22 protein-coding genes and 1 pseudogene are annotated in these 24,476 nt (G+C 62.0%); 13 read left to right on the forward strand and 10 right to left on the reverse strand.

Translation table 11 applies throughout. The features are described from left to right. Nucleotides 1–400 precede the first annotated feature (400 nt). The gene (locus E4Q23_RS04910; protein ID WP_169065601.1) at nucleotides 401–880 is read right to left on the reverse strand and encodes a PEP-CTERM sorting domain-containing protein; all 480 of its coding nucleotides are present in this window, start codon (nucleotides 878–880) and stop codon (nucleotides 401–403) included. 607 nt (nucleotides 881–1,487) lie between these two features. Here E4Q23_RS04910 and E4Q23_RS04915 point away from each other — a divergent pair. The 3 genes and pseudogenes from E4Q23_RS04915 to djlA all read left to right on the forward strand — a co-directional run. Next, nucleotides 1,488–2,174: pseudogene (locus tag E4Q23_RS04915) on the forward strand (ribonucleoside-diphosphate reductase, adenosylcobalamin-dependent); the annotation flags it as partial. Between the two features lie 354 nt (nucleotides 2,175–2,528). Continuing rightward, complete coding sequence (locus E4Q23_RS23585; protein ID WP_248595253.1) at nucleotides 2,529–3,095, forward strand: PEP-CTERM sorting domain-containing protein; 567 nt, start codon at nucleotides 2,529–2,531, stop codon at nucleotides 3,093–3,095. Between the two features lie 648 nt (nucleotides 3,096–3,743). After that, nucleotides 3,744–4,517: a co-chaperone DjlA gene (gene djlA / locus E4Q23_RS04925; RefSeq protein ID WP_169065602.1), complete on the forward strand. Its 774-nt coding sequence runs from the start codon at nucleotides 3,744–3,746 to the stop codon at nucleotides 4,515–4,517. A gap of 60 nt (nucleotides 4,518–4,577) precedes the next feature. Here the strand turns inward: djlA and E4Q23_RS24485 are convergent, their stop codons facing one another. The 3 genes from E4Q23_RS24485 to E4Q23_RS04935 all read right to left on the reverse strand — a co-directional run bounded on the left by E4Q23_RS24485 (nucleotide 4,578) and on the right by E4Q23_RS04935 (nucleotide 5,827). Next, nucleotides 4,578–4,703, reverse strand: coding sequence for a hypothetical protein (locus E4Q23_RS24485; RefSeq protein ID WP_272873632.1), 126 nt, complete (start codon nucleotides 4,701–4,703; stop codon nucleotides 4,578–4,580). A 53-nt stretch (nucleotides 4,704–4,756) separates the two neighbouring features. Continuing rightward, the gene (locus E4Q23_RS04930) at nucleotides 4,757–5,533 is read right to left on the reverse strand and encodes a DUF4239 domain-containing protein (protein ID WP_169065603.1); all 777 of its coding nucleotides are present in this window, start codon (nucleotides 5,531–5,533) and stop codon (nucleotides 4,757–4,759) included. A gap of 84 nt (nucleotides 5,534–5,617) precedes the next feature. Further along, nucleotides 5,618–5,827, reverse strand: a complete 210-nt coding sequence (locus E4Q23_RS04935) for a hypothetical protein (protein ID WP_169065604.1) — start codon at nucleotides 5,825–5,827, stop codon at nucleotides 5,618–5,620. Nucleotides 5,828–6,213: 386 nt separating this feature from the next. Here E4Q23_RS04935 and E4Q23_RS24490 point away from each other — a divergent pair, with 386 nt between their 5' ends. The 7 genes from E4Q23_RS24490 (at nucleotide 6,214) to E4Q23_RS04970 (ending at nucleotide 14,003) form a co-directional block, all read left to right on the forward strand. Beyond that, on the forward strand, nucleotides 6,214–6,624 hold the full coding sequence (locus E4Q23_RS24490) for an outer membrane protein transport protein (RefSeq protein WP_169065605.1): 411 nt from the start codon (nucleotides 6,214–6,216) through the stop codon (nucleotides 6,622–6,624). Beyond that, on the forward strand, nucleotides 6,614–7,573 hold the full coding sequence (locus E4Q23_RS04945) for an OmpP1/FadL family transporter (RefSeq protein ID WP_336511607.1): 960 nt from the start codon (nucleotides 6,614–6,616) through the stop codon (nucleotides 7,571–7,573). Before E4Q23_RS24490 ends, E4Q23_RS04945 begins: the two co-directional genes overlap by 11 nt. A gap of 134 nt (nucleotides 7,574–7,707) precedes the next feature. Then, nucleotides 7,708–9,936: a DUF3604 domain-containing protein gene (locus E4Q23_RS04950; RefSeq protein ID WP_169065607.1), complete on the forward strand. Its 2,229-nt coding sequence runs from the start codon at nucleotides 7,708–7,710 to the stop codon at nucleotides 9,934–9,936. Further along, complete coding sequence (locus E4Q23_RS04955) at nucleotides 9,933–10,871, forward strand: peptidyl-prolyl cis-trans isomerase (protein WP_169065608.1); 939 nt, start codon at nucleotides 9,933–9,935, stop codon at nucleotides 10,869–10,871. Before E4Q23_RS04950 ends, E4Q23_RS04955 begins: the two co-directional genes overlap by 4 nt. 50 nt (nucleotides 10,872–10,921) lie before the next feature. Continuing rightward, nucleotides 10,922–11,890, forward strand: coding sequence for a HupE/UreJ family protein (locus tag E4Q23_RS04960; protein WP_423753308.1), 969 nt, complete (start codon nucleotides 10,922–10,924; stop codon nucleotides 11,888–11,890). 142 nt (nucleotides 11,891–12,032) lie between these two features. Then, a complete protein-coding gene (locus E4Q23_RS04965) occupies nucleotides 12,033–13,136 on the forward strand; it encodes a diguanylate cyclase (protein ID WP_169065610.1) in 1,104 nt (367 codons plus the stop codon). Nucleotides 13,137–13,463: 327 nt separating this feature from the next. Then, on the forward strand, nucleotides 13,464–14,003 hold the full coding sequence (locus tag E4Q23_RS04970; RefSeq protein ID WP_169065611.1) for a flavodoxin: 540 nt from the start codon (nucleotides 13,464–13,466) through the stop codon (nucleotides 14,001–14,003). 220 nt (nucleotides 14,004–14,223) lie between these two features. Here E4Q23_RS04970 and E4Q23_RS04975 read toward each other — a convergent pair whose 3' ends face one another. Then, the gene (locus E4Q23_RS04975) at nucleotides 14,224–15,861 is read right to left on the reverse strand and encodes a DUF1254 domain-containing protein (protein ID WP_169065612.1); all 1,638 of its coding nucleotides are present in this window, start codon (nucleotides 15,859–15,861) and stop codon (nucleotides 14,224–14,226) included. A 539-nt stretch (nucleotides 15,862–16,400) separates the two neighbouring features. Between E4Q23_RS04975 and E4Q23_RS04980 the strand changes: the two genes are divergently transcribed. Together E4Q23_RS04980 and mepA are read left to right on the forward strand one after the other, a co-directional pair. Continuing rightward, nucleotides 16,401–17,030, forward strand: a complete 630-nt coding sequence (locus tag E4Q23_RS04980) for a class I SAM-dependent methyltransferase (protein ID WP_169065613.1) — start codon at nucleotides 16,401–16,403, stop codon at nucleotides 17,028–17,030. Between the two features lie 162 nt (nucleotides 17,031–17,192). Beyond that, on the forward strand, nucleotides 17,193–18,047 hold the full coding sequence (gene mepA / locus E4Q23_RS04985) for a penicillin-insensitive murein endopeptidase (protein WP_169065614.1): 855 nt from the start codon (nucleotides 17,193–17,195) through the stop codon (nucleotides 18,045–18,047). Between the two features lie 402 nt (nucleotides 18,048–18,449). Here mepA and E4Q23_RS04990 read toward each other — a convergent pair whose 3' ends face one another. From E4Q23_RS04990 to E4Q23_RS05000, 3 genes are all read right to left on the reverse strand, one after another. Further along, nucleotides 18,450–19,190: a DUF47 domain-containing protein gene (locus E4Q23_RS04990; RefSeq protein WP_291995773.1), complete on the reverse strand. Its 741-nt coding sequence runs from the start codon at nucleotides 19,188–19,190 to the stop codon at nucleotides 18,450–18,452. 104 nt (nucleotides 19,191–19,294) lie between these two features. After that, nucleotides 19,295–20,308 (reverse strand): inorganic phosphate transporter, encoded by a 1,014-nt coding sequence (locus E4Q23_RS04995; protein ID WP_169065615.1) that lies wholly within the window; start codon nucleotides 20,306–20,308, stop codon nucleotides 19,295–19,297. 13 nt (nucleotides 20,309–20,321) lie between these two features. Continuing rightward, nucleotides 20,322–20,960: a DUF47 domain-containing protein gene (locus E4Q23_RS05000; protein WP_169065616.1), complete on the reverse strand. Its 639-nt coding sequence runs from the start codon at nucleotides 20,958–20,960 to the stop codon at nucleotides 20,322–20,324. A gap of 1,255 nt (nucleotides 20,961–22,215) precedes the next feature. Here E4Q23_RS05000 and E4Q23_RS05005 point away from each other — a divergent pair. Further along, nucleotides 22,216–22,527: a methyltransferase domain-containing protein gene (locus E4Q23_RS05005; RefSeq protein WP_272873634.1), complete on the forward strand. Its 312-nt coding sequence runs from the start codon at nucleotides 22,216–22,218 to the stop codon at nucleotides 22,525–22,527. A 519-nt stretch (nucleotides 22,528–23,046) separates the two neighbouring features. Here E4Q23_RS05005 and E4Q23_RS05010 read toward each other — a convergent pair. Together E4Q23_RS05010 and E4Q23_RS05015 are read right to left on the reverse strand one after the other, a co-directional pair. Further along, nucleotides 23,047–23,337, reverse strand: coding sequence for a putative quinol monooxygenase (locus E4Q23_RS05010; protein WP_169065618.1), 291 nt, complete (start codon nucleotides 23,335–23,337; stop codon nucleotides 23,047–23,049). 73 nt (nucleotides 23,338–23,410) lie between these two features. Next, nucleotides 23,411–24,319 carry an oxygenase MpaB family protein gene (locus E4Q23_RS05015; RefSeq protein WP_169065619.1) on the reverse strand — a complete coding sequence of 303 codons (909 nt, stop codon included), beginning with the start codon at nucleotides 24,317–24,319 and terminating at the stop codon, nucleotides 23,411–23,413. Nucleotides 24,320–24,476 lie beyond the last annotated feature (157 nt).

A 24,476-nucleotide genomic window follows, 5' to 3' on the forward strand; every position in this document is an offset into this window, starting at 1 on the left:
GTTAATGTGAAAGTCGCGTATGCGACTCACGAACCTCCCTTCTCCCCCTGCGGGAGAAGGGGCAGGGGGAAGAGGGAAACGGTCATGACTTTCATGATTTGGGGTGTCTCCACGTGTCATGACCGTTAATGTGAAAGTCGCGTATGCGACTCACGAAACGCCCTTCTCCCCTCGCGGGAGAAGGGCCGGGGGAAGGGGGGCGGTCATGACTTTCATGATCAGGGGTGTCTCGACATGTCACGACCGCTAGAACAGGAGGGCCGGTGCGCTTACGTGAGATACCGCACGCCTGTCCTCTACTCTACCCATGTCCGCGTGACCCCGTGTCCGTGCGTGTCCGTGGCGCAAAAGCAAAAAGGCCCCGCCGGGGCGGGGCCTGTAACGGGCCTTGCTCGGGACCTCAGGCCGCCTTGCGGCGGCCCAGCGCTGCCAGCAGCGCCGCGCCCACCAGTGCCAAAGACCCCGGCTCGGGCACGCTGATCGAGCTCAGCGTGATGTTGCCCGGCCCCTGAATCTCGGTACTGTAGGCTCCGAAGTCGCTGTTGCTGAATCCGGTCTGAACGAGGAAGTAGTTGACCCCTGCCACCAGGCTGTAGGTGAAGCCGGCGAGGCCGATTGAGGGGTTGTCGTCGTTGCCGATGAGCACGTTCAGAAGCTGCTGCGTTTGGTCGAACGCGAGCTGGTACAGGAAGCTGTAGTTATCCCAGCCGAGGGGGTTGGTCGCCGTGCTCTGAAAGGTGTACGAGCCGCTCTGGTCCACAAAAAACCCATTCACATCGTATGGCGTGTTGGTGCCGACGCCAGACAACACGGTTGGCGGGTTGCCGGCGATGGGCCGATTCCAAGTGGGAGCACCGGCCGTAGTGTCGTTGAAGCTCACGACGCCAGCTGAGGCCAAGCCGCAGCTAAGCATGGCAACCGCTGCAACGGCGCCGCGCGCCGCTAGGTGGGATGCAAATTTCTGAAAAGCCGTACGCATTGTGACTCCGTGAAGTTATGAATTGAACTGCCAAGCACGTGGCCTGCAAGATTCGCACCAAACCGTGATACTGATCGTTTGCGGGCGCCGGGATGACCGGGTTCATTAGAACGGGGGCGCCGGTTCGCTTACGTGAGATACCGCACGCCTTGCCAGAATTGTCCGCGCCGGGGCGAAATCGGCGTCCACGAGCCGACATATATCTGCTGCGAGCAAGGCGGGACTGGGGCCTGGAACCTTTGGTTTGAGCGCGAAGAAAAGTGGGCCGAGCCACCGAAGAGAGGGCGATTGGCGCAGGCTGGCAGCGGACGGGCCTCGACGCTCACGAAACCTGACCCTTTTTCGCTCACTTAATGTGAAAGTCGCGCAAGCGACTCACGAAACTCCCTTCTCCCTTGCGGGAGAAGGGGCAGGGGAAGAGGGAAACGGTCATGACTTTCATGATTTGGGGTGTCTCCACGTGTCATGACCGTTAAACGAATCCATGAGATCCACGGAAGTTGGCGATCTGCGCGACGCCGCCTACCTGGCGTCGGTCGAACTGGCCAGGGAGCGCGGCCACTTCCCGCTGTTCAACGCCTAACTTTATCTCTCCGGCAGCAACTTCGCCTCACGACTGCCGAACGACATCAAGAGCCAGATCCGCAAGCACGGCCTGCGCAACTCGCACCTGTTGTCGATCGCACCCACCGGCACCATCTCCCTGGCCTTCGCCGACAACGCCTCGAACGGCATCGAACCGCCGTTCTCCTGGACCTACAGCCGCAAGAAGCGCATGGCCGATGGCACGCTCAAGGAATACGCCGTCGAAGACTACGCCTGGCGGCTCTACAAGCACCTCGGCGGCGACGTTGAAAAACTCCCCGATTACTTCGTCACGGCGCTGGAAATCTCGGCCAAGGCGCACAAGGACATGGTCGCCGCCGTCGCCCCGTACATCGACACCTCGATCTCGAAGACGGTCAACGTCCCCGCCGACTACCCCTACGAGGAACTCCAGGGCCTCTACATGAGCGCCTGGAAAGCCGGCCTCAAGGGCCTCGCCACCTACCGCCCGAATAGCGTCATGGGCTCGGTGCTCTCGGTCGAATCGAAGAAGCAAGCCGAAGAGAAGAAGCAGCCGCAGAACTTCGTCAGCGGCGACGCCAACCGCCGCCTGTCGATCAAGACCCTGCCGGCGCCGGTGCTGGCCAGCACCGGCCGCGGCTAGCGGCTACCGGGACGGGAGTTCCACCCGCTAAACTACACAACATTGCCAAGCCGCAACCAAGACCTGGCCCCGATTCTCGATTCCGTTCCTGATCGCTGCAAAGGATTCGTGCGGCCTTGCTGGCGGCGCTGGAGTGTCGACTTTTTTTTACACTGGCCGACCGACGAAATACCGTAACGATCGTTAACAAACTGTTTTAAAAAGACAAACAGAATCTGGCATAAATCTTGCTTTTGTCTCTCTGGGCCCGCCGGAACGTCGGGCCAACAAGTGCGAACTGCCCGTTTAACAACACGGGCAGAGGTTTTTTTAGTTTAGCTCCCAATGAAGGAATTAATAATGATAAAGAAAACCCTGATCGCGGCTGGACTTGCTGCCGTCTTAGCCGGCCCGGCTTCCGCAATACCCATCGAAGTTACTTTCAACGTCGCTGCTCTCGGCACCTTCACGGCCAATACTGGCGACGTCACGACTGCGAGCACCATTTCCAGTGGCGCTCCTGACTTGGTTGCCGCGATCATCGCGAACAACATCGGCCTGGTCAGCGGAACCACCGTCCTGTTACTTCCGGACCCGCTGCCCGTGAGCGTTGGCGGAGTGTTCACGAAGCAGTTTGAGACTCCCTTCGGGACTTTTCTTGAAACCCTGACAGTGACGTCGACCACCCCTGGGATGAACTCTTTGGGCGTGTTGGCCGTAGGCACGATCAGCCAGATCGTCGGAGTTGGATTCGATCCGACGCCGGTCTACTGGTCAGCCGCCTACACGCAGAATGCTGGTCCCGGCGGACAGATCAACGGGTCGTACAACAGCTCCACCACGCCGCCGGGGGACGTTCCGGAACCCGCTACACTCGCCCTCCTCGGCATTGGTTTGGTGGGCATGGCTCTCCGCCGCCGCGGCTAACCCACGGTGGGCAGTATGTAGTTACGATCGGGTTGCCGGTTTTTCGGCATCCTGATCGCTGGGGCAGGTCCTGATCGAATTGCCGGCAAGCGTTGCCAAGCAAGCGGATCAGAACCTGCCCCAGTCTTTTCCAGTTTGCCAGCGAAACGTGCGTTAGACGACTACGGTCGTGCCCCCTGGCAGATCGAGGAGAGCCATGGGGTAGTGTGGAGGACAGGCTTTCGCCTGCCCTGCCCATCAAACCGTGCATGCCGTTTCCCGCACACGGCTTTCCGAGGGTTTAGGTCGTTTCGTGTGGGACCGACCCCGGTAAGGGGGATGCCCCTGCCGAGCCCTGCAGGCGCTTCCACCCCTAGCCCCGCCCCCGCGGGCGGTGAAGTCCTTTCCGCCGGACGAGCTCGGGCGCCGGCCGCGTAGTCGCAACCCATTTGCCCTGTACTATATAGTGACGGGCGAAGGAGCTGGCAGAATGCGGGGAGGCGGGCTGAAGCACCGTGCCTGCGTACTGCGAACGGTCGGACTTTCCCTTGGCCTCCACAAGCGGATCTTTCGCAGCCATCGGATATCGCCCGATGAATCGGGCGGTCGAAGGCTGTTTTTGAGGGTAAGTACGCCCTGCCGTTTTCTTGAATGTTATCGGGAGTCGCCTTGTTCAAGCTAATTGGCGTCGTTGCAGGGTTCTACTTTTTCGGGTTCTTCGGAGCGCTTCTCGGCCTTTTTCTCGGGTCGATCATCGATCGTGCGCGCGCCTATGGTGCGGGCGGCATAAACCCGCTGCAGAATGCGCTTCGCCAAGCCGTTTTTCTCGAGACGATGTTCATCTCGATGGGCAAACTGGCCAAGGCAGATGGCCATGTCTCGCCAGCCGAGATCGAGCATGTCGAGCTATTGATGCAGAAACTGGGCATGACCCCGGAACATCGCGTTCAGGCGATCGCCTTGTTCAAACGGGGCGCCGACCCAGCGTTCGCCATCGACTCGACCTACGCCAGGTTCATGTCGGTTTGTGGTCACACCCGGCATTTGAAGCAGGTCTTGCTGGTCTATCTGATCTCGATGGCGACGGCTGACGGAGATATCAATCCGCCCGAAGAGGGCGTCCTTGCCGACATCGCCCACCGTCTTGGCTTTGATCAGACCACGTTCAAGCAATTGATCGACATGGTCCTGAATCAATCCCACTTCGCCGCGGGCCAACCCAGTACGGAAGCCGCGCTGGATGACGCCTACAGGGCTCTGGGCGTGACCAAAGACCATACGGACCAGGAAATCAAGCGCGCCTATCGCAAGCTGATCAGCCAGTACCATCCGGACAAGTTGATCGGACAAGGCCTGCCGGAAGACATGATCGCGCTGGCCAGTGAAAAGGCCAAGGAGATCCAGTTGGCGCACGATCTGATCGAGCGGCACCGGAAGATTTGAATTAGCGAGAAAACTGAGCCAGCCTCTTGTTCAGAAGAATGACTGCGTCGCAGCTTTGGACTAGCTTTCCTTGTGCGCGACGACGACCTGGCGGCGAGCACGCGTCGCCAGCTCATAGGTATTGACGTCATCCATCGTGTGACCATCGAAATGCATGCTGACGGCACGGGATCGCTCAGCCGGCACGCCAGCGCGCCGGTACCAGTCGTGCGCCTGCCGGGCAGGAGAAAGTTCATTGCTTACTTCATGCTGGCGCGGAGATCCTTCATCACCTGGTCGGTGGCCGTCACCCGGATGAGGCCCAGCCGAGGATATTCGATGTCCCGGATGACATAGACGCAGAGCGCAATCGCTGCGGCGAAGCCCAAGATATGCAGCCAACTCCGCTTCGGGTTGGCGGCCATTCCGAATCCTGCGAGCAGCGCGCTGCAAAGTCCCATGGCGAACAGCAGCCCGAAGATCGTCGGCGGCGGATGGATGCGGGTGGCGGCAGTGCGCGACGTGGTGATGTTGTTCATCTCGTTCAACGCACCCAGCACCAGGTTGGTGGTGGCGGTGTCCTTCTTCGCTTCGCAAAGTGCGATGGCCTGCTTCCAGATTTCATCCTGCAAGGCGATCGAGCGGGCGAGTTCCGCCTCCGCCGCGGCGACGTCCGGGAGCTTCTCAAAAGTGGCGATACGTGCATCGGTATAAGCGCGGAACAGGTCGCGCAATCGCCCCTGCTCATTCACCGGGAGCAGATCGAGATAGCTCCAGGCCGTGCCGATGTCATTAGCCTCGTCGATGATCAAATGGCGGCGATCGTCGAAACGCGATGCCGCCCCGGAGAAGGTGAAGGCGAGGAGCAAGCCGAACAGCGCGAAGACCGCCCCCTCGACGGCACCCACACCCGTCGGGGCGCGTTCCGGAGTATCCGCGTGCATGCGTCGGCCGATGCGCCTACCGAGTTCGAGAAAAAGGACCATGCCCAGGAAAAAGGCAATGGCGAAGGGAGCAGATTCCGGATCCATGAGCATGGCTAGATGAATGTCTCGTTGATTGTGACGACGTTTCGCTGATGAAGTCGCGGGCCGCAATTTGGCAGATACGGCGCGCGTGTTTCACAATTGAAGCCAGGGCTTCGTGCGCTTGAACACAGTCTGCGGGAGAGTGTGGACGACGATGGTAGTGGTGTCGGGCGCCACTTCACGAACCACCTCGATGCTGCGCCCGATGATGCAATCCATTTCCAGTATCGAATCCGAGTAGCTGCCGAGGTGCGACATGCCCGGAAACGCCTTGTTCGGACTGGTCGGTTGGTGCATCTTCATGACTGCGAACGAACGTGAATGGATTTTCGCGAAATGTAACTTACACCGGGAGAAGCCGTCAATCGCCAATTTTTAGCCGGCATGCGAGCCCATACCGGCATAGCGGCTGGGGGCGTCCAACGGTCATGACAGTCGAAACACCCCGGATGATGAAAGTCGTGACCGTCCCCCCCTTCCCCCTGCCCCTTCTCCCGCAAGGGAGAAGGGAGTTTCGTGAGTCGCTTGCGCGACTTTCACATTAACGCGATTGCCGTGTCGCTTGCCGTGCCCAGGCGCGCTGCCGTAAGATCGCCAGGGGCAGACCTTCGCCATCGTTTGTCGCGCGTGCGACCCCTGACGAGAACCCAGCGAGGTAATGCAGCCGCAGACATTTCATGGAGGGCAGCATGTTATTCCAGCGTCGCTTCAAATCTACCCCCACCGACTGGCGCAGCGAAGTTCCCGGGCACTACTGTTCGCTCGTCGCCCTCGCTGTCGCCACCTTGGCAACTGGTCAGGCGTTCGCTGGCGGCATGCTTGCCTACGAAGTCGGGACGGCCGATGTCGGCCTCGCTTCGGCGGGTTACAGCGCGCGTGCGCAAGACGCGTCGACCGTCTTTACCAATCCCGCCGGCATGACCCGTCTGGAAGGCACGCAGGCCCTGGCCTCGGGGCAGCTGCTTTGGGCCAACACCAAATACTCGATCGGCTCGGGGACTTCGCCCCTGCTGGGCAACGACAATGGCGGCTACGCGGTTGGATCGGGCGGCTGGTTTCCTGGCGGCGGCGCTTTTTTTCAGCTACAGCGTGTCACCTGAACTGAAACTCGGCTTCGCCCTGGCCGGCAATTTCGGCGCACCATTGAAGTACGACAACGACTGGGCAGGCCGTTACTACGTCCAGAGCACGACGATGCTCGGCCTCTCCTTGCTGCCCAGCATCGCCTTCAAGGTCAACGACAAGCTTTCTCTCGGTTCGAGCCTGAATGCCATGTACGGGATGTATACGAACCAGGTGGCAATCAACAACCCTGCGCCGATCTTCGGCGACGGCAAGCTGAAGCTGGATGACAGGACCTGGGGCTGGGGCGCCAACCTCGGTCTTCTCTACGAGATCGACGAGGGGACCCGAATCGGGCTGACCTGGAATTCGCAGGTCGATCTCGACTTCGAGGGGCCGGCAAAGTTCTCCAAGCTCTCGCCTGGTGTCGCAACGGCATTGAACAACGCCGGTCTGCTGAACTCGACGATCAAGGTCGGCATCAAGGTTCCGCAACAGGTGATGGCCAGCGTATTCACGCAACTTGACCCGCGATGGGCGCTGCTCGGCAGCGTCGGCTGGCAGCAGTGGTCAAAATTCGGGGCCATCCACATCGGTATCGACGATACCTCGAATCCGGTCAGCCTGACCACCGACATTCCCTTCAAGGACACCTGGCACGTCGCCACCGGCGCGCAGTATCGCTTGAGCGATCCGTGGCTGCTCAACTTCGGAGTGGCCTACGACTCGGGTTTCCAGCCGGATGGTTCGACGGTCTCGCCGCTGATGCCCTTGAACACCGCCTGGCGTTTCGGCGCCGGTGGCCAGCAACAGCTGAGCAAGACAACCGTATGGGGCGTCGCCGCGGAATACATTTATGGCGGGACGCTGAAGACGGATTTGCAGGGCACCGCGCCGGTCGCCCTTGGCGGTCGTGGCAACCTGATCGGCTCGTACGACAACACCGGCACGCTGGTGATGAGCGTTTACGGCAACTGGAAGTTCTAGCGTCTGTCAGCAATGGACTCGGCATGCCCAAAGCCAGCCAAGGTGCTGGTCGCGGAGCGACACCGTTCCAAGCTCTGGCGCAGCTGGCGCGCAACATGAAACTGCAGCACTTCCCCGTGAGGAGAAAAAAAACCATGCGAAACAGACCGACAAGCATCGTCCCTGCCTTGCTCGCCATCGGACTCGTGGGTCTGACGTCAGCACCGAGCTTCGCACAGCAGAAAAACCCCGAACGCAATGTCTACTACGGCGAAACCCATTTACATACCAGCTGGTCGTTCGACGCCTACGCATTTGGCGACACGCAGACCGGGCCCGAGTCGTTCTATCAGTACGCGACGGGCAAACCGACCTTGCATCCGGGCGGCTACCAGGTGCAGATCACCAAACCGCTCGACTGGGGCGCAGTCACCGAGCATGCCGAGTACATGGGCATGGTCCAGGAAGCCATGGATCCCGAGTCGCCGCTGCGCAAGAGTTCGCCGCTGCTGGCCCGGGCCTTCGAGGACGGCGTCAGGGCCGATGGGCTGCTGGCTTTCAAAGTGCTGTCGCTGGCGATTGCCAAGGGACTGCCGATCAAGGAATTCAGCGATCCGGCCGTCGTCGCGCCGGTCTGGAAGCGGGTCATCGACATCGCCGACAGGTACAACAAGCCGGGCAAGTTCACGACCTTCGCCGCCTACGAGTGGACTTCCACCCCGGATTCCAAGAACCTGCATCGCAACATCTTCTTCCGCGATTCGAAAAAAGTACCGCAAGTGCCGTTCACGCCCCTGGACTCGCCCGATCCGCGTCATCTCTGGAGCTGGATGGACCAGCAACGCGCGGCAGGCAACGACTTGCTGGCCATCTCGCACAACGCGAACCTGAGCAACGGCACGATGTTTCCGACCGAAGTCGATCACACCGGCCGACCGATCGACCGCGCCTGGGCGGAGGCTCGCCTGCGCAACGAGCCGCTGACCGAGATGAAGCAGGTCAAGGGGCAATCGGAGACGACGCCGGGGCTTTCGCCCAACGACGAGTTCGCCAACTACGAAGTCTTCGTCTGGCATCTGCTCGGCAAGAAAGGCCCGCCGCCGAGCGAATACGGCAGCTACGTACGCCAGGCCTACAAGGACGGCCTGGCCATGGAGCAGGCACGCGGTTTCAATCCCTACAAGCCCGGCGTCGTCGGCGGCTCCGATTCGCACGTCAGCGTCGTCCCCTACCGTCAGAAGAACTTCTTTGGCGTGCACGGTACGGTCGACGACACCATCGAGAAACGCATCAACGGCGCCACGGTGCTCGGACTGAACAGCCTCTGGGTCACCCCTGCCGGTCTGAGTGCGGTGTGGGCCGAGGAGAACACGCGCGACGCACTCTTCGACGCGATGCGACGCAAGGAGACCTACTCGACCAGCGGCGTGCGCATTCCGCTGCGTTTCTTCGGCGGCTGGGGGCTGGATGCCGGCATGCTCAAGCAGAAGGAGTGGCTGAAGACAGCCTACGCCACAGGCGTCCCGATGGGATCCGATCTGCTGCAGCCGACAAGCAAGGCGCCCTCCTTCGTGGTCTGGGCGGCGAAGGATCCCGACAGTGCCAATCTCGACCGCGTCCAGGTCGTCAAGGGCTGGAGCATCAACGGACAATCGTTCGAGAAGATTTACGACATCGCCTGGGCGGGGGCACGCAAGCCCGATGCGAGCACCGGCAAGGTGCCGGCGATCGGGTCGACGGTGGATCTCACGAAAGGCACGTACACCAACACCATCGGTGCGGTGGAGCTGAAAACAGTGTGGACGGACCCCGACTTCGACGCAGCCCTTGATGCTTTCTATTATGTCCGCGTGCTCGAGATTCCGACGCCGCGCTGGAGCAGCATGCAGGCCGTGAAACTGGGCAGGGTTCCCCCGAGCGGCAGCGGGTTCACGGCAGTGATCCAGGAACGGGCATGGAGTTCGCCGATTTGGTATACGCCCAGTGCAGAGGCGCGCAAGGCCAGCAAGCCAGGGTTGACCATCGCTGAGCTGAGCAAGCAGGGCGCGCAGATGCTCGGCGACGCGCAGCTCAAGGAACTGCTCGTCGGCAAGACGGTGAAAGTGCGCAACTCGGTGACCGGCCAGCACTTCGAGATCCTGCACGGCGCCACCGGCCGGCGCCTGATAGCGTCGGTCGACGGCAAGGCAGCGGACTTGCGCGAAGTAGGCGAGATGATGCACGGTGGTGACCCTGCCTACGAGATTCGCGACGGGCGCCTGCGCACGGACATCAACGGTAGCGAATTCGATGTCGCGGTCTACCGGCTCGGCGACAAGTACCTGGCGGCGCGCAGCAACGAGTTCGGTTACGCGAACTACGAGGTCGAGCCGGTAAAGGAATGAGCAGCGCTCCCGCTGCAGCCAGCGTTCCGCAGCCATCACGCGTGCAGCGCTGGCTGCGAGAGCCACTGCTGCAGTTTCTGGTCATCGGCGGTGCGCTGTTCGCGGTCTATGGCGCACTCAACCCGCAGACTGTTGTTCCATCCCAGGCCAATCAGATCCGGCTCACGCGCGACGATCTGCGCCAGATGGCAATGGTGTGGGCGGCAAAGTGGCAGCGCCCGCCGACGCCGGAGGAACTGCACAGCCTGATCGAAAACAAGATTCGCGAAGAAATCCTCTATCGCGAGTCGCTCGCACTCGGCCTCGACCAGAACGACACCATCGTCCGCCGTCGCTTGGCGCAGAAGATGGAATTCCTTGCCGAAGACACGTCCTCGATCCGCGATCCCGCTGCCGCGCAACTGAAGCTGTGGTTCGCAGAGAACCGGGCGAGCTTCACTTTGCCGGACCGGATGTCGTTTCGCCATGTGTACTTTTCACCCGACCAGCGCGGCCTCGGGGCGCGGGATGCGGCCGTCGAAGCACTGGGAAAGCTCGTCGGCAAGCCCGCCGACTCGCCGCTAGTCGCCGAGATTGGCGATCGTTTCATGTTCCAGGATTACTACGCCGAGCGCGTAGCGGAGCAGGTGGCCAGTGTGTTCGGAACGGCATTTTCCCAGTCGCTGTCCGGGCTTACGCCAGGCGCCTGGATCGGGCCCATCGAATCGGGACTGGGCTGGCATCTGGTGTTCATCGATTCGATCACACCGGGACGGGTGCCGACATTTGACGAGATCGAGCCGGAAGTGAAAGCCGAATGGATCAACGTGCAACGCGCCGAAGCCAAGCGCAAGGTGTTCGCCGCGATGCGCGCGCGCTACGAAGTCGTGCTGCCGCCGCCGGATGAAAAGGATGCTCCCGTCGCCGGAACGGAATCGACCACAAACACTCGATGAACAGCGGCATGCGGATGTTGGCGCTGTTGCGCTGGGCATTGCTCAGCGCGATGCTATCGATCCTCCTCGCGTCGGCTGGCGCCTGGGCGCACGAAACGCGTCCCGCCTATCTCGAAATCAACGCCACCGCGCCGGGCCGCTACGACGTGCTGTGGCGGACGCCGGTGCTATCGGGAAGGCCGCTGCCAATTGCGCTGAAGTTCGCTGAGGGCACGTACAACGTCACCGAACCCGCTCTGCGCGAACTGTCCGATTCTCTGCTCGAGCGTCGCGTGATCGAAGCTCCCGGCGGCCTTGCCGGCACGCGTATCGACATCGTCGGCCTACAAGCGACGATCACCGATGTCCTGGTGCGTGTGCAGATGCACGATGGCAGCCATTCGACCACTCTCGTCCATCCCTCGCAGCCGTGGCTGGAAATCGCCGCGGAGCGCGGCTGGCTGTCGGTCAGCGGCGCTTACCTGCGGCATGGCATCGATCATATCCTTTTCGGCTACGACCACCTGCTGTTTGTCCTGGCACTGATGCTTATCGTGCGTCAGACTCGCATGTTGCTGTGGACGATCACAGCATTCACGGTCGCGCACTCGATCACGCTGGCACTCGCAACGCTTGGACTGGTGCACCTGGCGGGCCCGCCGCTTGAGGCCAGCATCGCACTTTCCATTCTGCTGCTGGCCAGCGAGGTCGTTCGCTTGCAGCGCGGCGAAGCGAGCTTGACGGCGCGCTTGCCATGGCTGGTCGCGTTCTCTTTCGGCTTGCTGCATGGACTCGGATTCGCCAGCGCGCTGGCCAGCATCGGCCTGCCGCGCGGCGACATTCCGCTCGCCCTGGTGGCCTTCAACATCGGCGTTGAACTCGGTCAGCTCGCTTTCGTTCTCGTCGTGCTGGCGTGTTTGGCGTTAGCCAGGCGAATCAAGCTGGCGACGTCATTGGTGCGCTACGGCCGCGCCACCACGCCCTATGTGATCGGGATTCTGGCATCGTTTTGGTTCTTCGAGAGGCTGGCGACGTTCTGAGCAACTGATGCCCTTCAGCAGCTTGGCGACGTCGCAACTTGCGCGACCTGCGCGCGTCGCGAGGCGCTACACTGCGTTCTCGCAAGCACCAGACAAGACGTCATCCACCCACCCCGGATATGCCAAGACAATGCGCCGCAATATGTCCGTAAATCAGTACCTTGGCGAGCTGTTGCTCGGCACCGACCCGGCCATGCGCTTGCGCGTGGCGCAGACCGGACTGGGCCTCTTGCTGATGCTCACCGGCATGGCGGTCGTACTGTGGGCAGCTTGGGCGCTGCACTTGCCGCGTGCTCCGCTGCATCTCTGGACGCTGAGTTCGTTGTTCGCCATCGTCATGGTCTATATGACTATTCGCTGCGGTTGGTCACAGCACTTCAAGGACCCCTCTCTTACCTTGCCGCAGATGGCCATTGCCATTATCTGTAGCGCCAGCGGTTATGCGCTGATGGGCCCGGTGCGCGCAATTGCGTTCCCTAACTTGCTGATCATTCTGATGTTCGGCATGTTCGGCCTACGCGCGGCCAGCGCCTTTGGGATCAGCATTTTTGCTTTATTGGCCTTTGGCCTGAGCATGGCTTTGATGACTTCGATCGATCCCGATAGCTACCCGCCGACCGTCGAATTGGCGCATTTCATGATGCTGAGTATCGTCGTTCCCGCGGTTTCGGTCCTGGCCGGGCGTTTGAGCCGCATTCGCCGCCGCCTGGGCCAGCAAAAGCAAGAGCTGACGGTGGCGCTCGAACAGATCAAGCTCATGGCCGCACACGATGACTTGACTGGCTTGTTGAATCGCCGCCACATGCAGGTCCTGCTCGAGCAGGAGACTCAGCGCAGTCTGCGCTCCGGACGGGGCTTTTGCTTGGCCCTGCTCGACATGGATCATTTCAAGCGCGTCAATGACCGGCATGGCCACGCCGCGGGTGATGCCGTACTGCGCGCCTTTGCCAATAGCGCGCAGGCGGTCTTGCGCCGCTCGGACGTACTGGCGCGCTGGGGTGGTGAAGAGTTCGTCTTGATGCAGGCGGACACCAGCATCGAGTTTTCTAGAGCCACCATGGAGCGGCTGCGTGAGCAGGTGACGAAGCTGGAACTCACTTTTGGCGAAAAGCGCTTGCACGTCAGCTTTTCGGCCGGACTGACCGAACACCGTGCCGGTGAGAGCGTGACCCAGACCCTGGAGCGCGCCGACCGCTTGCTCTACGACGCCAAGGCACAGGGCCGCAACCGCGTGCTGGCGGACTGACCGAGCCAGCAGGCCAGGGAGGCAAGGCGAGCAGCGAGCCTGCTCGGTGCGCGCCACGGAATCCCCCCCTCTCGCCTGCGCCAAGCTGAGCACTCCGGAGGAGACTTCGATGCCGGCCCTGCCCGCGCCGCCAGCCGGCAAAGCGTGGAATCGGACGCCCTCGAACACGGCACGCTCCTTGCTTAGGGATCTTCATCGACAAGGAGATCACATGGAAAACATTCACTATCCGACGCCCTATCTGCTCTACACCGCCGACGCCATCGTCAGCGATGCCTGCCTGCCGAAGGCAGCGAAGCACAATCGAACCCTGGCGGCGTGACGATCATGACCAAGATCGGCATTTTCTTCGGTACCGAGAGCGGCCGTACGCATCTGGTCGCCAAATACATCGCCAAGAGTCTGGGTGACGCAGCGAGCACGCCGATCGATATCGGCCGCGCAACGCTGGCCGACTTCCTCGCCTACGACGCCCTGATCCTTGGTAGCCCGACGCACGGCGGCGGCCAGCTGCCAGACCGCTCCGTCGCCGCGTGCCCGCCAAGTTGGCAGGCATTTCTGCCGCAACTGGCGGGCGCCGACCTGTCCGGAAAGGTAGCTGCCATCTACGGTGTCGGCGACCAGAAACAATATCCTGGCGCTTTCGTCGACGCGATCGCTGTTATCCAGAGCACCCTATTGGCAAGCGGAGCCCGCGTCGTCGGGCGCTGGCCGACCACCGGCTACGATTTCGCTGCTTCTCGGGCAGTCGCCGGCGAGCATTTCCTTGGCCTGGCGCTTGACCAGATCAACCAGCCGGGATTGACCGGACAACGCGTCGAAAGCTGGCTGGCGCAGGTCCGACCGGCCCTGCTGCCGGGTGTGTGATGACGACGCTTGGCGTTTTGGCAAGTCTGCAAGCTTGCCGCGCCTTGCTGATCGTCGGCGCGCCCGCCCCGGAAAGCGGCGGCAGGAGGGCGCAGTCCGGTCCCTGCAGCGATCGGCTGAGGTCTCCCGGAATGCCCGCAGATGGTGCCCTCCCAGCTCGGTTTTGCACCACCACCGAGCACCTGCCGCAGAGAAGTGACGCTGCTCGGGCAGAAATCGCCTACGACTTGCTGCCCCCCTTGACCAATTCGATCTCGCTCGGGCGCCAGGCCTTGGTAAAGAAGGATTCAAGCGGACTGTAGAGACGCAGGATGGTGAACCAGCCTTTCCCCGGCAGGGTCTGGATCCAGTTGCCGCGCTTGATGCCTTCCGGCTGGGTAGGAGCGAAGTAGATCGTCGTCGAGCCATCGGCGTTGGCTTCGGCTGCGGGTGACGGGTAAGTCTGGCTGCCGGCGCGCGGGTAGCGCTGCGGCGTGTCGAGCATCGAACGTGTCTGATTGTCGTAGACGGTGAACGACCAGAAGGCACGCGCGGGGATATCCTTCGGCAGGGTCAGCTTGTAAGTCTTGCCGCCGTCGAAGGGCTCGCTGTTGGCGTCGAGAAAACCCATCAGGTACTGCGAACCAACGTCCGGGATGCGCATGATCATGCCCGGGGAGTCGAGGGTGTAGCCATAGTAGAACGCCGTCCGCGAGTCCAGCGTGCGCGCCCCGGTCGGCGGTAGCGGCTTGAACATGCCCTCCTTGGTCAATTGCGGCGGCGGCGTCTCGAAGTTCGCCCCGCCCTCCCACAGCATGTTGCCCCACTGCGACCCCGGATAATAGTTCCAGTCATGCGCCTGGCTGTAACGCCAGTTCAGGGCGCGCCCTGCGGCGTTGCCCACGGCCGCCGCGTCGGTGAGAATCTTTTTCATCCGCTCGTCAGGATTGAAAGGCTTGCCTTTGACGATGCCGATTGCCGCCAGTTGCCCGCTGAGTTCCACGTCGTAGCTGCCGGCCGGCTCCTGCTGGACGTTTTCGTTGATCATTTCGAAGAACGAGTAGTCGTTCGGCGGAATGGTGTTCATCACCCGGCCACTGGCCTCGACAAATCTGGTCTCGGGAATCGCCGCGTTGCGTCCCAGGCGGACCTCGCCGGCGAGCGCGGTGGCAATGCTGGTACCGACGCCGCCCGCGGTGTAGGGGTAGATCTTGATGCTCTTCTTGATCAAATCGACGGCCGGCTTCGGGTCGTTGTCCACCAGGAAGGAACGCGCGGCGTAGAGTACCCGTGTCGTCTGCGCACGTGCGATGAAGAAACCACCATCCGGAAGCGGGCCGTCGTAGCCCGGTGGCAAAAGCAGGTACTTGCCGCCCTCGCCGCGGTCAGGCCCGGGGAAGCCGATATCGATGACCCAGGAGAACCACATGTCGTTGATCGTGCCCAGACCCTGCGGCGGCTGTTCGACGACCATCGGCCCTTTGCTCAGATCCACCACCGCCATATAATAGACCGTGTCGGCGTTGGCGGTGAGAAACAGCGACTTGGCATCCATCAAGTCGGGGAAGATGACCACCGTGTTGTCCTCGGCACCAATGCTGAGGAAACCCTTGCGAATCGCATACGCCGAAGCGCCACGAAAGCTGTTGTTAAAGACGTTCAGGGCACGCGTGAAGTCGAGCGTGTCATAGACCTTGCTGGCCGTTTCCACGCTCGGCGCACCATCCTTGAATTCGAGCGTGCCAATGCGCGTCTCGACCTTGTCGGGCGTCGTCAGCGAAGCCGGGATGGCGCTCTTTTCCTGTGCGCTCGCCAGTTGGGGAAGCGCCAACAGCAGGCACGAGGCGAGAGTAGTCAGCGGTTTGATGAGTGGCTGCATTGCTTTGTCTCCTTGAGTATCGGTCAGTCTGACGCGCCAGCAGCGTCGTGGTTCTGTGCCCACCGGAAGGCGATGCGGGGAGCCGCGCAGCCCACGGCCAGCCGGGAACTGGCGTCTATCTGCCGGGCCGAAAACGCCCACCTCGGTCTCAGTAGCGGGCGCTGCACGGCAGATGGGACGTGCTGGACGGGATCGCCGATGGCGATCAGCAGAGCGATTGTAGGGCGGGATCGGCCAAAGTCAATCGTTCAGCATAGAGGAAGCAAGCGTCGATCATCGCTCTACACCGAGCGCTGTTGCGAAGAACATGCCCCCTGGAAGAGCGCGCCCAGCCAGCACCGCTTCCCCTGCCGGCTGCTTCGTATTACGCTCCGTACTGGCGGTCGTGCTTCGTCCCTCCAGGGGAGCCAGGAAAACCCAGCGAGTCACGGTCGATCCCGACAAAGCACTGGGGTGGTCGCGCCGAGCGCCGAAGCGAAACGTAGCGACGACACCCGTGTACATCCTCCACTACTGGCCCAAAAGCCACTGCCCGTGACATGACAAACACAAGCGCGCCCAATTATTTCGATCTCAACGCCGCCACCTGGGATGCCGATCCCGCCAAGCAGTCCCGCGCGCTGGCGGTCGGCAAGGCCATTCAAGCCCAGATAGCCCTGTCGCCGCAGATGCAGGCGCTGGAATACGGCTGTGGAACCGGTTTGCTCAGCTTTGCCCTGCAGCCGCAGCTCGGCAACATTACCCTGGCCGACAGCTCGGAAGGAATGCTGGCGGTGTTGAACGAGAAGATCGCCGCCCACGCCATCACCAACATGCGCGCCACGAAGCTCGACCTGGTCACCGATCCCCTGCCCCCGGATCGCTATGCGCTGATCTACACCTTGATGACCTGTCATCACATCGCCGACACCGACGGCCTGCTGCGCAGCCTCTACGCCTTGCTGGCGCCTTCAGGCTACCTCTGCATCGCCGATCTCGACGCCGAGGACGGGTCTTTTCATGGTCAGGGATTCGCGGGCCACAATGGTTTTGATCGTCGCGAACTGGCGGCAAGAGCCGAAGCGGCGGGATTTGAAAAGGTGGCTTTCACGACCGCATTCAGCATGACCAAGGGCGCAGGCGCAGCGCAACGCGAGTACCCGGTCTTCCTGATGGTGGCGCGGAAGTAGGGCCGTCCACACGCGCATCGCCTGCCCGACCGGGGACGATGCCTGGTCTGCTGGTGCTCCCACCGCCCCTCCCTTGATTGCTTTATCTCCTTTGCACTGAACGCCGCCGCGCGCAGCCGCACTTTCCTCGCCAGCAAGCATCTACTACGCAGACTTTCAGCCATGAATCGAAACCTCCTGCCAGCCCCCATCACCCGCGCCCTCCTGCTCGCCACCTGGCTCACTGCCGGGGTGACCGGCACTGCCCTGGCCGGGCCCTGGGCTGAGGTAACGACCCCCAGCGCCGGCCCCACCAAGGTCATCGGCGGGGTTTCCAGCGGCTGCATTGCCGGCGCCCAAACGCTCCCCGCCGAAGGCGACGGCTACGTCAGTATCCGCCGCTACCGTAACCGCTTCTACGGACACGCAGATCTGTTGCACCTGGTCTCCGACCTCGCCCGCAAACAGGCCACGCGCGGCCCGGACCTGATTATGATCGGCGATCTGAGCCAGCCCCGAGGCGGGCTGATGTCCAGTTCGCACCGCAGCCATCAGAACGGACTGGATGTGGACATCTGGTTCCAGCTCGCCCCCTCCGCCGCCGTCGCCAACCGTGATACCGCCAACCAAGCCGACCCGCCAAGCATGGTCACCCCGGACGGCGAGGGCTTGAGCGCCCTCTGGGGCGACGATCAGCTGGCCCTGCTCCAGGCCGCAGCCGAAGATCCCCGCGTGGAGCGCATCTTCGTCAACGCCGCCATCAAGCGGGCGCTGTGCGCCAGCGATGGCGACAGGGCGTGGCTGCGCAAGCTCCGCCCGTGGTTCGGACACGACGCCCACTTCCACGCCCGCTTGCGCTGCCCGCGCGACAGCAGCGAGTGCACGCCGCAGGCCGCCATCCCGGCCGACGACGGTTGCGGCAGTGAACTGGACTGGTGGTTCAGCGCCGAGGCCCGCCAACCGGCGAAAAAAAGCTCAACTCCCAGGGCCGAGCCGGCGACGCCGGCAGCTTGCCGGCCGCTCCTCTCGATCAACTGAGAGCACGGGGCCGCGGCGCAGATCGCTGCGCCGAGAAGCGCTTTTCTCATCGCCCCCGATGGCACGCTCACAGCTTTTTTGATCACCCCCTGCTCGGGTAAATTGATGACTGACTCCGCTCTCGGACGGGCCGGCAGCGACCATCGGCCAGCTTTGTCGTGCCTCCACCTTGACCGCTTCCGGCTCAGCGATGACCGCTAAGTTTGACGAAACCAGCGTCCGTAGCAAGTCGGCGAGCCGACGCTAGGCGCAAAGACGCAGCAGCAACGAGCGCCATATTCTCGCCGACCCTTTGCTCGGCTCACACAAGGAAGCCCCCGGCAAAGCCGGAGGCTTCCTGTAGCGGAGACTGATCAATCCGGCAACGCTCGCTTGCCGTTACGCCGCCACTCCACCGTGGCCTCAGGAGTTTTCGATCAGGATCCCTTCAATGATCTGGGCTGATTCCTTGCAGCGGGCGAGCACCCTTTCCTGCTGTGAGTAAAATTGCCGCATCCGAATGGCCAGCAAAGCGGCATTGTCGTCGCCCTCATTCTCGAACAGCGTCTTGATCGCCCGCTGCATCACAGCGTCGGCCTTTTCCTCGATACGTTCGATTTCCAGGCACAGGTTGACGGTCTCTTCGCTACGCTCCTTGTCCTTCAGTGAATTGATGGCGCGATTGAGGCGGGTACAGGCGTCAACGGCCATCGAAGCCAATTCACGCGAGGCGGGCGTGGCCTCCGAAACATCGTAGATCGCCACCGACTGGGCAACATCCTGGGCTGCGTTTACCACAGCGTCGAGTTCGAGGGTCAGTGCATAGACCTGTTCCCGATTGAGCGGCGTGACGAACGCCTTGTGCAGCATGTTGAGCATGTCCTTCTTTATCTGGTCGGCGCTGGCTTCGTTCATGTTGACTTCTTCGACCAGGGCGGCGACATCGTCCTTGCTGACGCCCAGGCTGGTAACCAGGCGGAGCACGGCGTTGGCACTTGCCAGAACGCGCTCGCTATGTGCTGTGAGAAGAGAAAAAAACTCGGAACGCTTTGGTAACATGGCTAGTTCCCCTTGATAGGCATTTGTATGACAAATTTTGGTGACAGGAAGCAATGACTGCGGCAATACACCAGAAGCGAGCGGGCAATGGCGATCCGCGCTCACTATGGGCTCCGCAGCCCCCCTGACGTGGCGCTGCAGCGATGGCGCGAGCAAGGCGGGACGGCGCCCAGGCGGGGCGCCGTTCCCGACCAATACCGCGTCGGGGCCTAGAATGATTTGGTTCCGATATACCAGAAGACCGCCGCCATCAGCCCGGCAGCGGGAATCGTCAGGATCCACGCAACCAGGAGATTGGCGGTGATCGCCCAGTGCACCGCCTTGACGTCGGTCGCCGAACCAACACCGATGATGGCGCCGGTAATGGTGTGCGTCGTCGACACCGGAATGCCCCCGAGCGTCGCCAGTCCAAGGGTGATCGCGCCGCCCATCGAAGCACAGGAACCACTGACCGCATTGAGCTTGGTGATCTTGGTGCCCATGGTCTTGACGATTCGCCAGCCGCCCAGGTAGGTGCCCCAGGCGATCGCGAAGTAGCACGAGTAGATCACCCACGTCGGCAGGGTGGCCACGTCCTTGGTTGCGACCCCGGCCGTAATCAGCAGCAGCCAGATGATACCGATCGTTTTCTGCGCATCGTTGCCGCCGTGACCCAGGCTATAGGCCGCCGCCGCGAACAACTGGCCGCTCTTGAACCATTTCCCCGCCTGATGAGGTGAGTGCTTTCGGAACACCCAGGAGACCAGAACCATCAGCAGCCCCCCGATGATCACCCCGACCAGCGGTGAAATGATGATGAACGCCAGGATCTTGCCGAACCCCTCCCAGACGATGGGCGCACCCGAGCCAGACTTGGCGACCGTCGCGCCAACCAGGCCACCGACCAGGGCGTGCGAGGACGACGACGGGATTCCGTAGAACCAGGTGATGATGTTCCAGGCCAGCGCCCCCATCAAGGCACCGAAAATGACGTAGTGATCAACGAACTGCGGACTCACCGTGCCCTTGCCGATCGTGGCCGCCACCTTGAGCTCAAAAACCCATAAGGCGGCAAAGTTGAAAAAGGCGGCGAAGATTACCGCCTGCTTCGGCGTCAGCGCACCGGTGGCAACAATTGTCGATATGGCATTCGCGCCATCATGAAATCCATTCATGAAGTCAAACGCCAAGGCGATCGCGATCAGCAACCCCAGCACCCAAATGCTGATAGTCAAACCTTCCATCTTGGCCTACCTCTCAGGAGTTTTCGATCAGGATCTCTTCGATCATTTTGGCTGCGTCCTGGCAGCGATCCAGGACGCCCTCTTGAAGCGAGTAGAACTCCCGCATCTTCATGGCTTGCCAAACATTGACCCCATCCTGGAAGAGGGCGGTGATCGCCTTGCGCTGCACCCGGTCGGCCTTGCTCTCGATCTCCTCGATTTCCTTGCACAGATTGAGTGTTTCCGCGCTGCGCGTCTTGTCGGACAGGGCCATGACGGCGCGGTTGAGGCGCATGCAGGCATCGGCACTGAGAGACGCCATTTCGCGGGCTTCGACGGTCGATTGCTTGATGCTGTACATGCCCAGGGCGTTGGCGACGTCCTGCAGCGCATTCAGCGTCTTGTCGAGATCCGTGGTCAGTGCGTGAATCTGGTCACGGTTGATCGGCGTGGTAAAGGATTTGTGCAGTCGCTCGATCAAGGCGGCCTTGATCTTGTCGGCCTCTTTTTCATTGAGGTTGACCTCGGCGACCAGAGCCGGAATATCCTCGCCACCGTCACCCAGGCCGTTGATCAGGCGCAAGGTCGCGTTGGCCCCTGCCACTACTCGTTCGGAGTGTGCGGAGAGAAGTTCAAAAAATTCTTTGCGCTTCGGCATCAGACTACTAAACATACGACTAACCCCCCGTGCTATCTGCCCTCTCGGGCACCCACCAGTAAGAACCCCCACGCCGAGCGAAGCTCGGCACCCTTTGCGGCGACTATCAGATCAACCACCGACGGTTTTCGACACCTTACCGATTCCTCTCGGCCGGAAATCCACCATCTGGACGACTCCAACACATCGCCCGTACCGCAAGCTGACTCTTGTTATCAGCCCTTCTGCTTGCTCTCTTCGTTCACGACGCGCTGCTCCGGCCCTTCGCCCTGACCATGGAACCTCGAACAACGCGAGTATCTCGCCGGGTTTCTGCGCGCCAAAGCCGGCCGGTTGCGGGGCGGAATCGCCGCACAAACGGCTGGCCATGCAAGCTCGCCGACCGAGCACGCCATTTGCGGCGTGCCTGGTTCGGCGACAACGTCACTGCGCAATGGATGGCCTTGCGCCACCCGCATGGACCTCTCCTGCGGACTCCCGAGCACCGCGAACTGGTCTTCGAGGGCCTCGCCAGAGTCCGAAAAGCTAGCCCTCCCGACCAAGAAGCACGCGCCGGGTGCCATCTCCTGCGAAAGTACGAACTCCCGTCCTTCGCGCCGTCGCTGCTGGTGGAAGCGCAACACCCCGTGCTGCCCTGGCGAGCGCCTGAACCGGAATTCGACGCATGGCCTGGGGGCTAAGCTTGCCGTTGCCTTGGCGGTAGAGATGGCGATGTGCGCCCGCGCTGGTGCGGCAGCCGCACTGACGGGGGAGGAACGATCACCATCGGAAAACGCGGTCCCGGACACGCCGAAGAGCGATGCTTTGGCTCCTGCCAGGCAATCGCTCAACGTATCGCGGGAAGGCGTGGCGAAGGCACAGATGCACGACAGACGCAGACAGGCTGCACGGACACGCACACCTTTTATTCGAGCGTTACGAACGTGATCGCCATTCACCTGACAAGAAATACGTGGCACTCGCGGCAAAGACAAAGGCATCAACGTTCTCAAAAAACCAGTTTTGTAAGCGAAGCGAAAAGTGACCGCAATTATGCCACCCACGAAAGAAGAAAACAGTAAATATGTAAAGTTGTTTTTTGTATTTTTTTAGCCTTCGGAGTGGAGATTTCTGCTCGGCGCCAAAGACATCCCCCTAAGGAGGAAACTTGCCGCAGCAGAGCATCGTCGAGCACGGGGAAGCTCCACACGACCAATCTATCGCCGATGGTTCGCCGCGGCCACGCCGTGAGGCGGTCGATTGAACGTGACCCGCCGGCCGCATACTCGATCTGGTCTCCGATCCCCCGCCCCCAGAACGCTATGCGCCGATCTACACCTTTATGACCTGTCATCACATCGCGGACACCGACGGCCTGCTGCGCAGCCTCTACGCCTTGCTGGCGCCTTCAGGCTACCTCTGCATCGCCGATCTCGACACCGACGGCGGGTCTTTTCATGGTCAGGAATTCGCGGACCACAATGGTTTTGATCGTCGCGAACTGGCGGCAAAAGCCGAAGCGGCGGGATTTGAACAGCCAGGTTTGACGACCGCGTTCAGCATGACCAAGGGCGAAGGCGAAGGCGCGGCGAACCGCGAGTAGCCGGTTTTCCTGATGGTGGCGCAGAAGTAGGGCCGTCCACCAGGAGTCCCCAGGCCACGGCCTGTCTGACCGAAGCTGCAGCATTTTCCGCTGCGGCCACCATACCCACCCTCCCCACCCTCCGTCATTGCGAGGAGGCGCAGCCGACGCGGCAAACTAGAGGTTTGGCTTTTCGCATGGCCACTGTATCAATGTGCCAATCTGTCACTGCGGCGGAAAAGAGTGAGGCGATGAAACTGGATTGCCACGTCGGCTGCGCCTCCCCGCAATGACCTGCGGGCAGATTGCCGCGCCGAGAAGCGCTGTTCTCACCGCCCGGGATGGCACGCTCACAGCTGTTTTGATCACGCCCTGGTCGGGTATCTGATGACTGCCCCGCTCTCGGACGGGAGGCCCGTCGGCAGGCCGCCAGCAACCTGCTATGTCGTGCCCCCCTTGGCCCGACGAGCGCAATGCGAAGCATGACCGCGCTTTCCGCCACGACGATGGTCGCCGATGGTCGCCGATCGTGCGCCGCCGTCAGGCGAGCTGCCTGAAGCGGTGAATCAAGGGTGGCTGCGCCAGCAGCGCGCTGGCCAGCCTGACAGCCTCGGCGACATGCGGCGTCGCCAGGTGCGCGTCGGCGGCGGCCTGATCGCTCCACTGCTCGACCGTCACGAACTCGCATGGGTCGTCCTGATTGTGGAACAGGTCGTAGCCAAGGCAGCCGCCTTCGTCACGACTCGGGCCGCACAAGTCGCGCAAGATCGTTGCCAGCACTGCCTCACTGCCTGCCCGGGCTGTCAGCCGGGCCATGATCCTGATCGCCATTACCTCGTCCTCCTTGGTCCTGCTTCGATCCTTGCTCCTGGGCGCGGCGTGCAATGGCCATGCCGCAGCTTGATTATCTCTCCGTAGCCCTTCCCACGACCCTGTTCTCGCCGGAAAACGGGCAGCGCAGCGTCGCCGCCCCGTCCGCCGGACCCGAGGGTGGCGGCCCCAGCCCTTCGATCCGATAGCCACCGGGATAGTCGCGTCGTGGCACTTGCGTGCGCAGCTTCGGCTGCCGGCGCTTTGGCAGCCAGCGCAGCACCCGGGCGCGTGTGCGCAGCGCGTTTTCCGCGAGCCATGCCAGCCAGCGCGGAGCCGGGCGCAAAGCGAGCGCGGCAAGCAATGGCGGATCGAGCAGGGCGTGAATGCTGTTGCGGACCAGTGGCCGCAGTAGCGCGGGAAACCAGGCGGCAAAGAGTTCACGCGTCGCCAGGGCGACGCGCTGGCTGGCGGCCGTGCAGTGAAAATTGTCGGCTTCGTATTGGCGGCTATAGCCTTCGAATTCCGCATAGTCGTCGGGAATGTCATGGATCGACATGTGCTCGCCGACCTGCCGCCAGAACCAGAACCAGAACCAGGCCAGCTTTTCGGTTTCAGTCATGCGCCGCCAGCCAAAACGCGCGTTCCAGCGGATGGGCTCGAAGACGAAGCTTGACAGCACGTACAGATAATCATCGTTGGCGATCCGAAAACGTCCATGCAGGGCGTTGATTCGCGCGATGGCTCGCGAGCCGCGCGGACTGTCGCAACCGTGCTCAATGATCTCGCTCACCAACAGATCGGTGTCGTCGTAACGTTTCTGGGCACGCCTCTCGAATTCCCCGCTGCCGTGCAGCAAACCGCCAATGCGCGCTGCCGCAAAGGTGCGGAACAGGGCCAGTTCGAGCGCCCGCGTGGTGTCCCAGGGAAAGGTAATGGTTGCCAGCCGACGGGCAATCGTCTGGCAGTCTCTGCGGGGATCGGGTTCCTGCTCGGTGGCCATCGGCTTCGCCTCGCGACCTTATGTACGCACATCATTATAGGCGGCACCGGGTCGGCGCGGCGCTGCCATGGGAATGGCCCGCACTTCTCGCCGCCACGGCCTGGACGGCGAGAGCCGGAAGGTCCCGGTTGAGGAGTCGATGGAAGCACTACACGAA

This window comes from Candidatus Accumulibacter phosphatis, assembly GCF_012939955.1.
Lineage (GTDB): Bacteria > Pseudomonadota > Gammaproteobacteria > Burkholderiales > Rhodocyclaceae > Accumulibacter > Accumulibacter delftensis.

What these genes read in the sequence shown, in the direction of transcription:
- E4Q23_RS23585 (WP_248595253.1), top strand. Translation starts at nt 2,529, where the DNA reads ATGATAAAGAAAACCCTGATCGCGGCTGGACTTGCTGCCGTCTTAGCC.
- E4Q23_RS04930 (WP_169065603.1), bottom strand. Translation starts at nt 5,533, where the DNA reads ATGCTCATGGATCCGGAATCTGCTCCCTTCGCCATTGCCTTTTTCCTG.
- E4Q23_RS04935 (WP_169065604.1), bottom strand. Translation starts at nt 5,827, where the DNA reads ATGAAGATGCACCAACCGACCAGTCCGAACAAGGCGTTTCCGGGCATG.
- E4Q23_RS24490 (WP_169065605.1), top strand. Translation starts at nt 6,214, where the DNA reads ATGTTATTCCAGCGTCGCTTCAAATCTACCCCCACCGACTGGCGCAGC.
- E4Q23_RS04950 (WP_169065607.1), top strand. Translation starts at nt 7,708, where the DNA reads ATGCGAAACAGACCGACAAGCATCGTCCCTGCCTTGCTCGCCATCGGA.
- E4Q23_RS04955 (WP_169065608.1), top strand. Translation starts at nt 9,933, where the DNA reads ATGAGCAGCGCTCCCGCTGCAGCCAGCGTTCCGCAGCCATCACGCGTG.
- E4Q23_RS04960 (WP_423753308.1), top strand. Translation starts at nt 10,922, where the DNA reads ATGCTATCGATCCTCCTCGCGTCGGCTGGCGCCTGGGCGCACGAAACG.
- E4Q23_RS04965 (WP_169065610.1), top strand. Translation starts at nt 12,033, where the DNA reads ATGTCCGTAAATCAGTACCTTGGCGAGCTGTTGCTCGGCACCGACCCG.
- E4Q23_RS04970 (WP_169065611.1), top strand. Translation starts at nt 13,464, where the DNA reads ATGACCAAGATCGGCATTTTCTTCGGTACCGAGAGCGGCCGTACGCAT.
- E4Q23_RS04975 (WP_169065612.1), bottom strand. Translation starts at nt 15,861, where the DNA reads ATGCAGCCACTCATCAAACCGCTGACTACTCTCGCCTCGTGCCTGCTG.
- E4Q23_RS04980 (WP_169065613.1), top strand. Translation starts at nt 16,401, where the DNA reads ATGACAAACACAAGCGCGCCCAATTATTTCGATCTCAACGCCGCCACC.
- mepA (WP_169065614.1), top strand. Translation starts at nt 17,193, where the DNA reads ATGAATCGAAACCTCCTGCCAGCCCCCATCACCCGCGCCCTCCTGCTC.
- E4Q23_RS04995 (WP_169065615.1), bottom strand. Translation starts at nt 20,308, where the DNA reads ATGGAAGGTTTGACTATCAGCATTTGGGTGCTGGGGTTGCTGATCGCG.
- E4Q23_RS05000 (WP_169065616.1), bottom strand. Translation starts at nt 20,960, where the DNA reads ATGTTTAGTAGTCTGATGCCGAAGCGCAAAGAATTTTTTGAACTTCTC.
- E4Q23_RS05010 (WP_169065618.1), bottom strand. Translation starts at nt 23,337, where the DNA reads ATGGCGATCAGGATCATGGCCCGGCTGACAGCCCGGGCAGGCAGTGAG.
- E4Q23_RS05015 (WP_169065619.1), bottom strand. Translation starts at nt 24,319, where the DNA reads ATGGCCACCGAGCAGGAACCCGATCCCCGCAGAGACTGCCAGACGATT.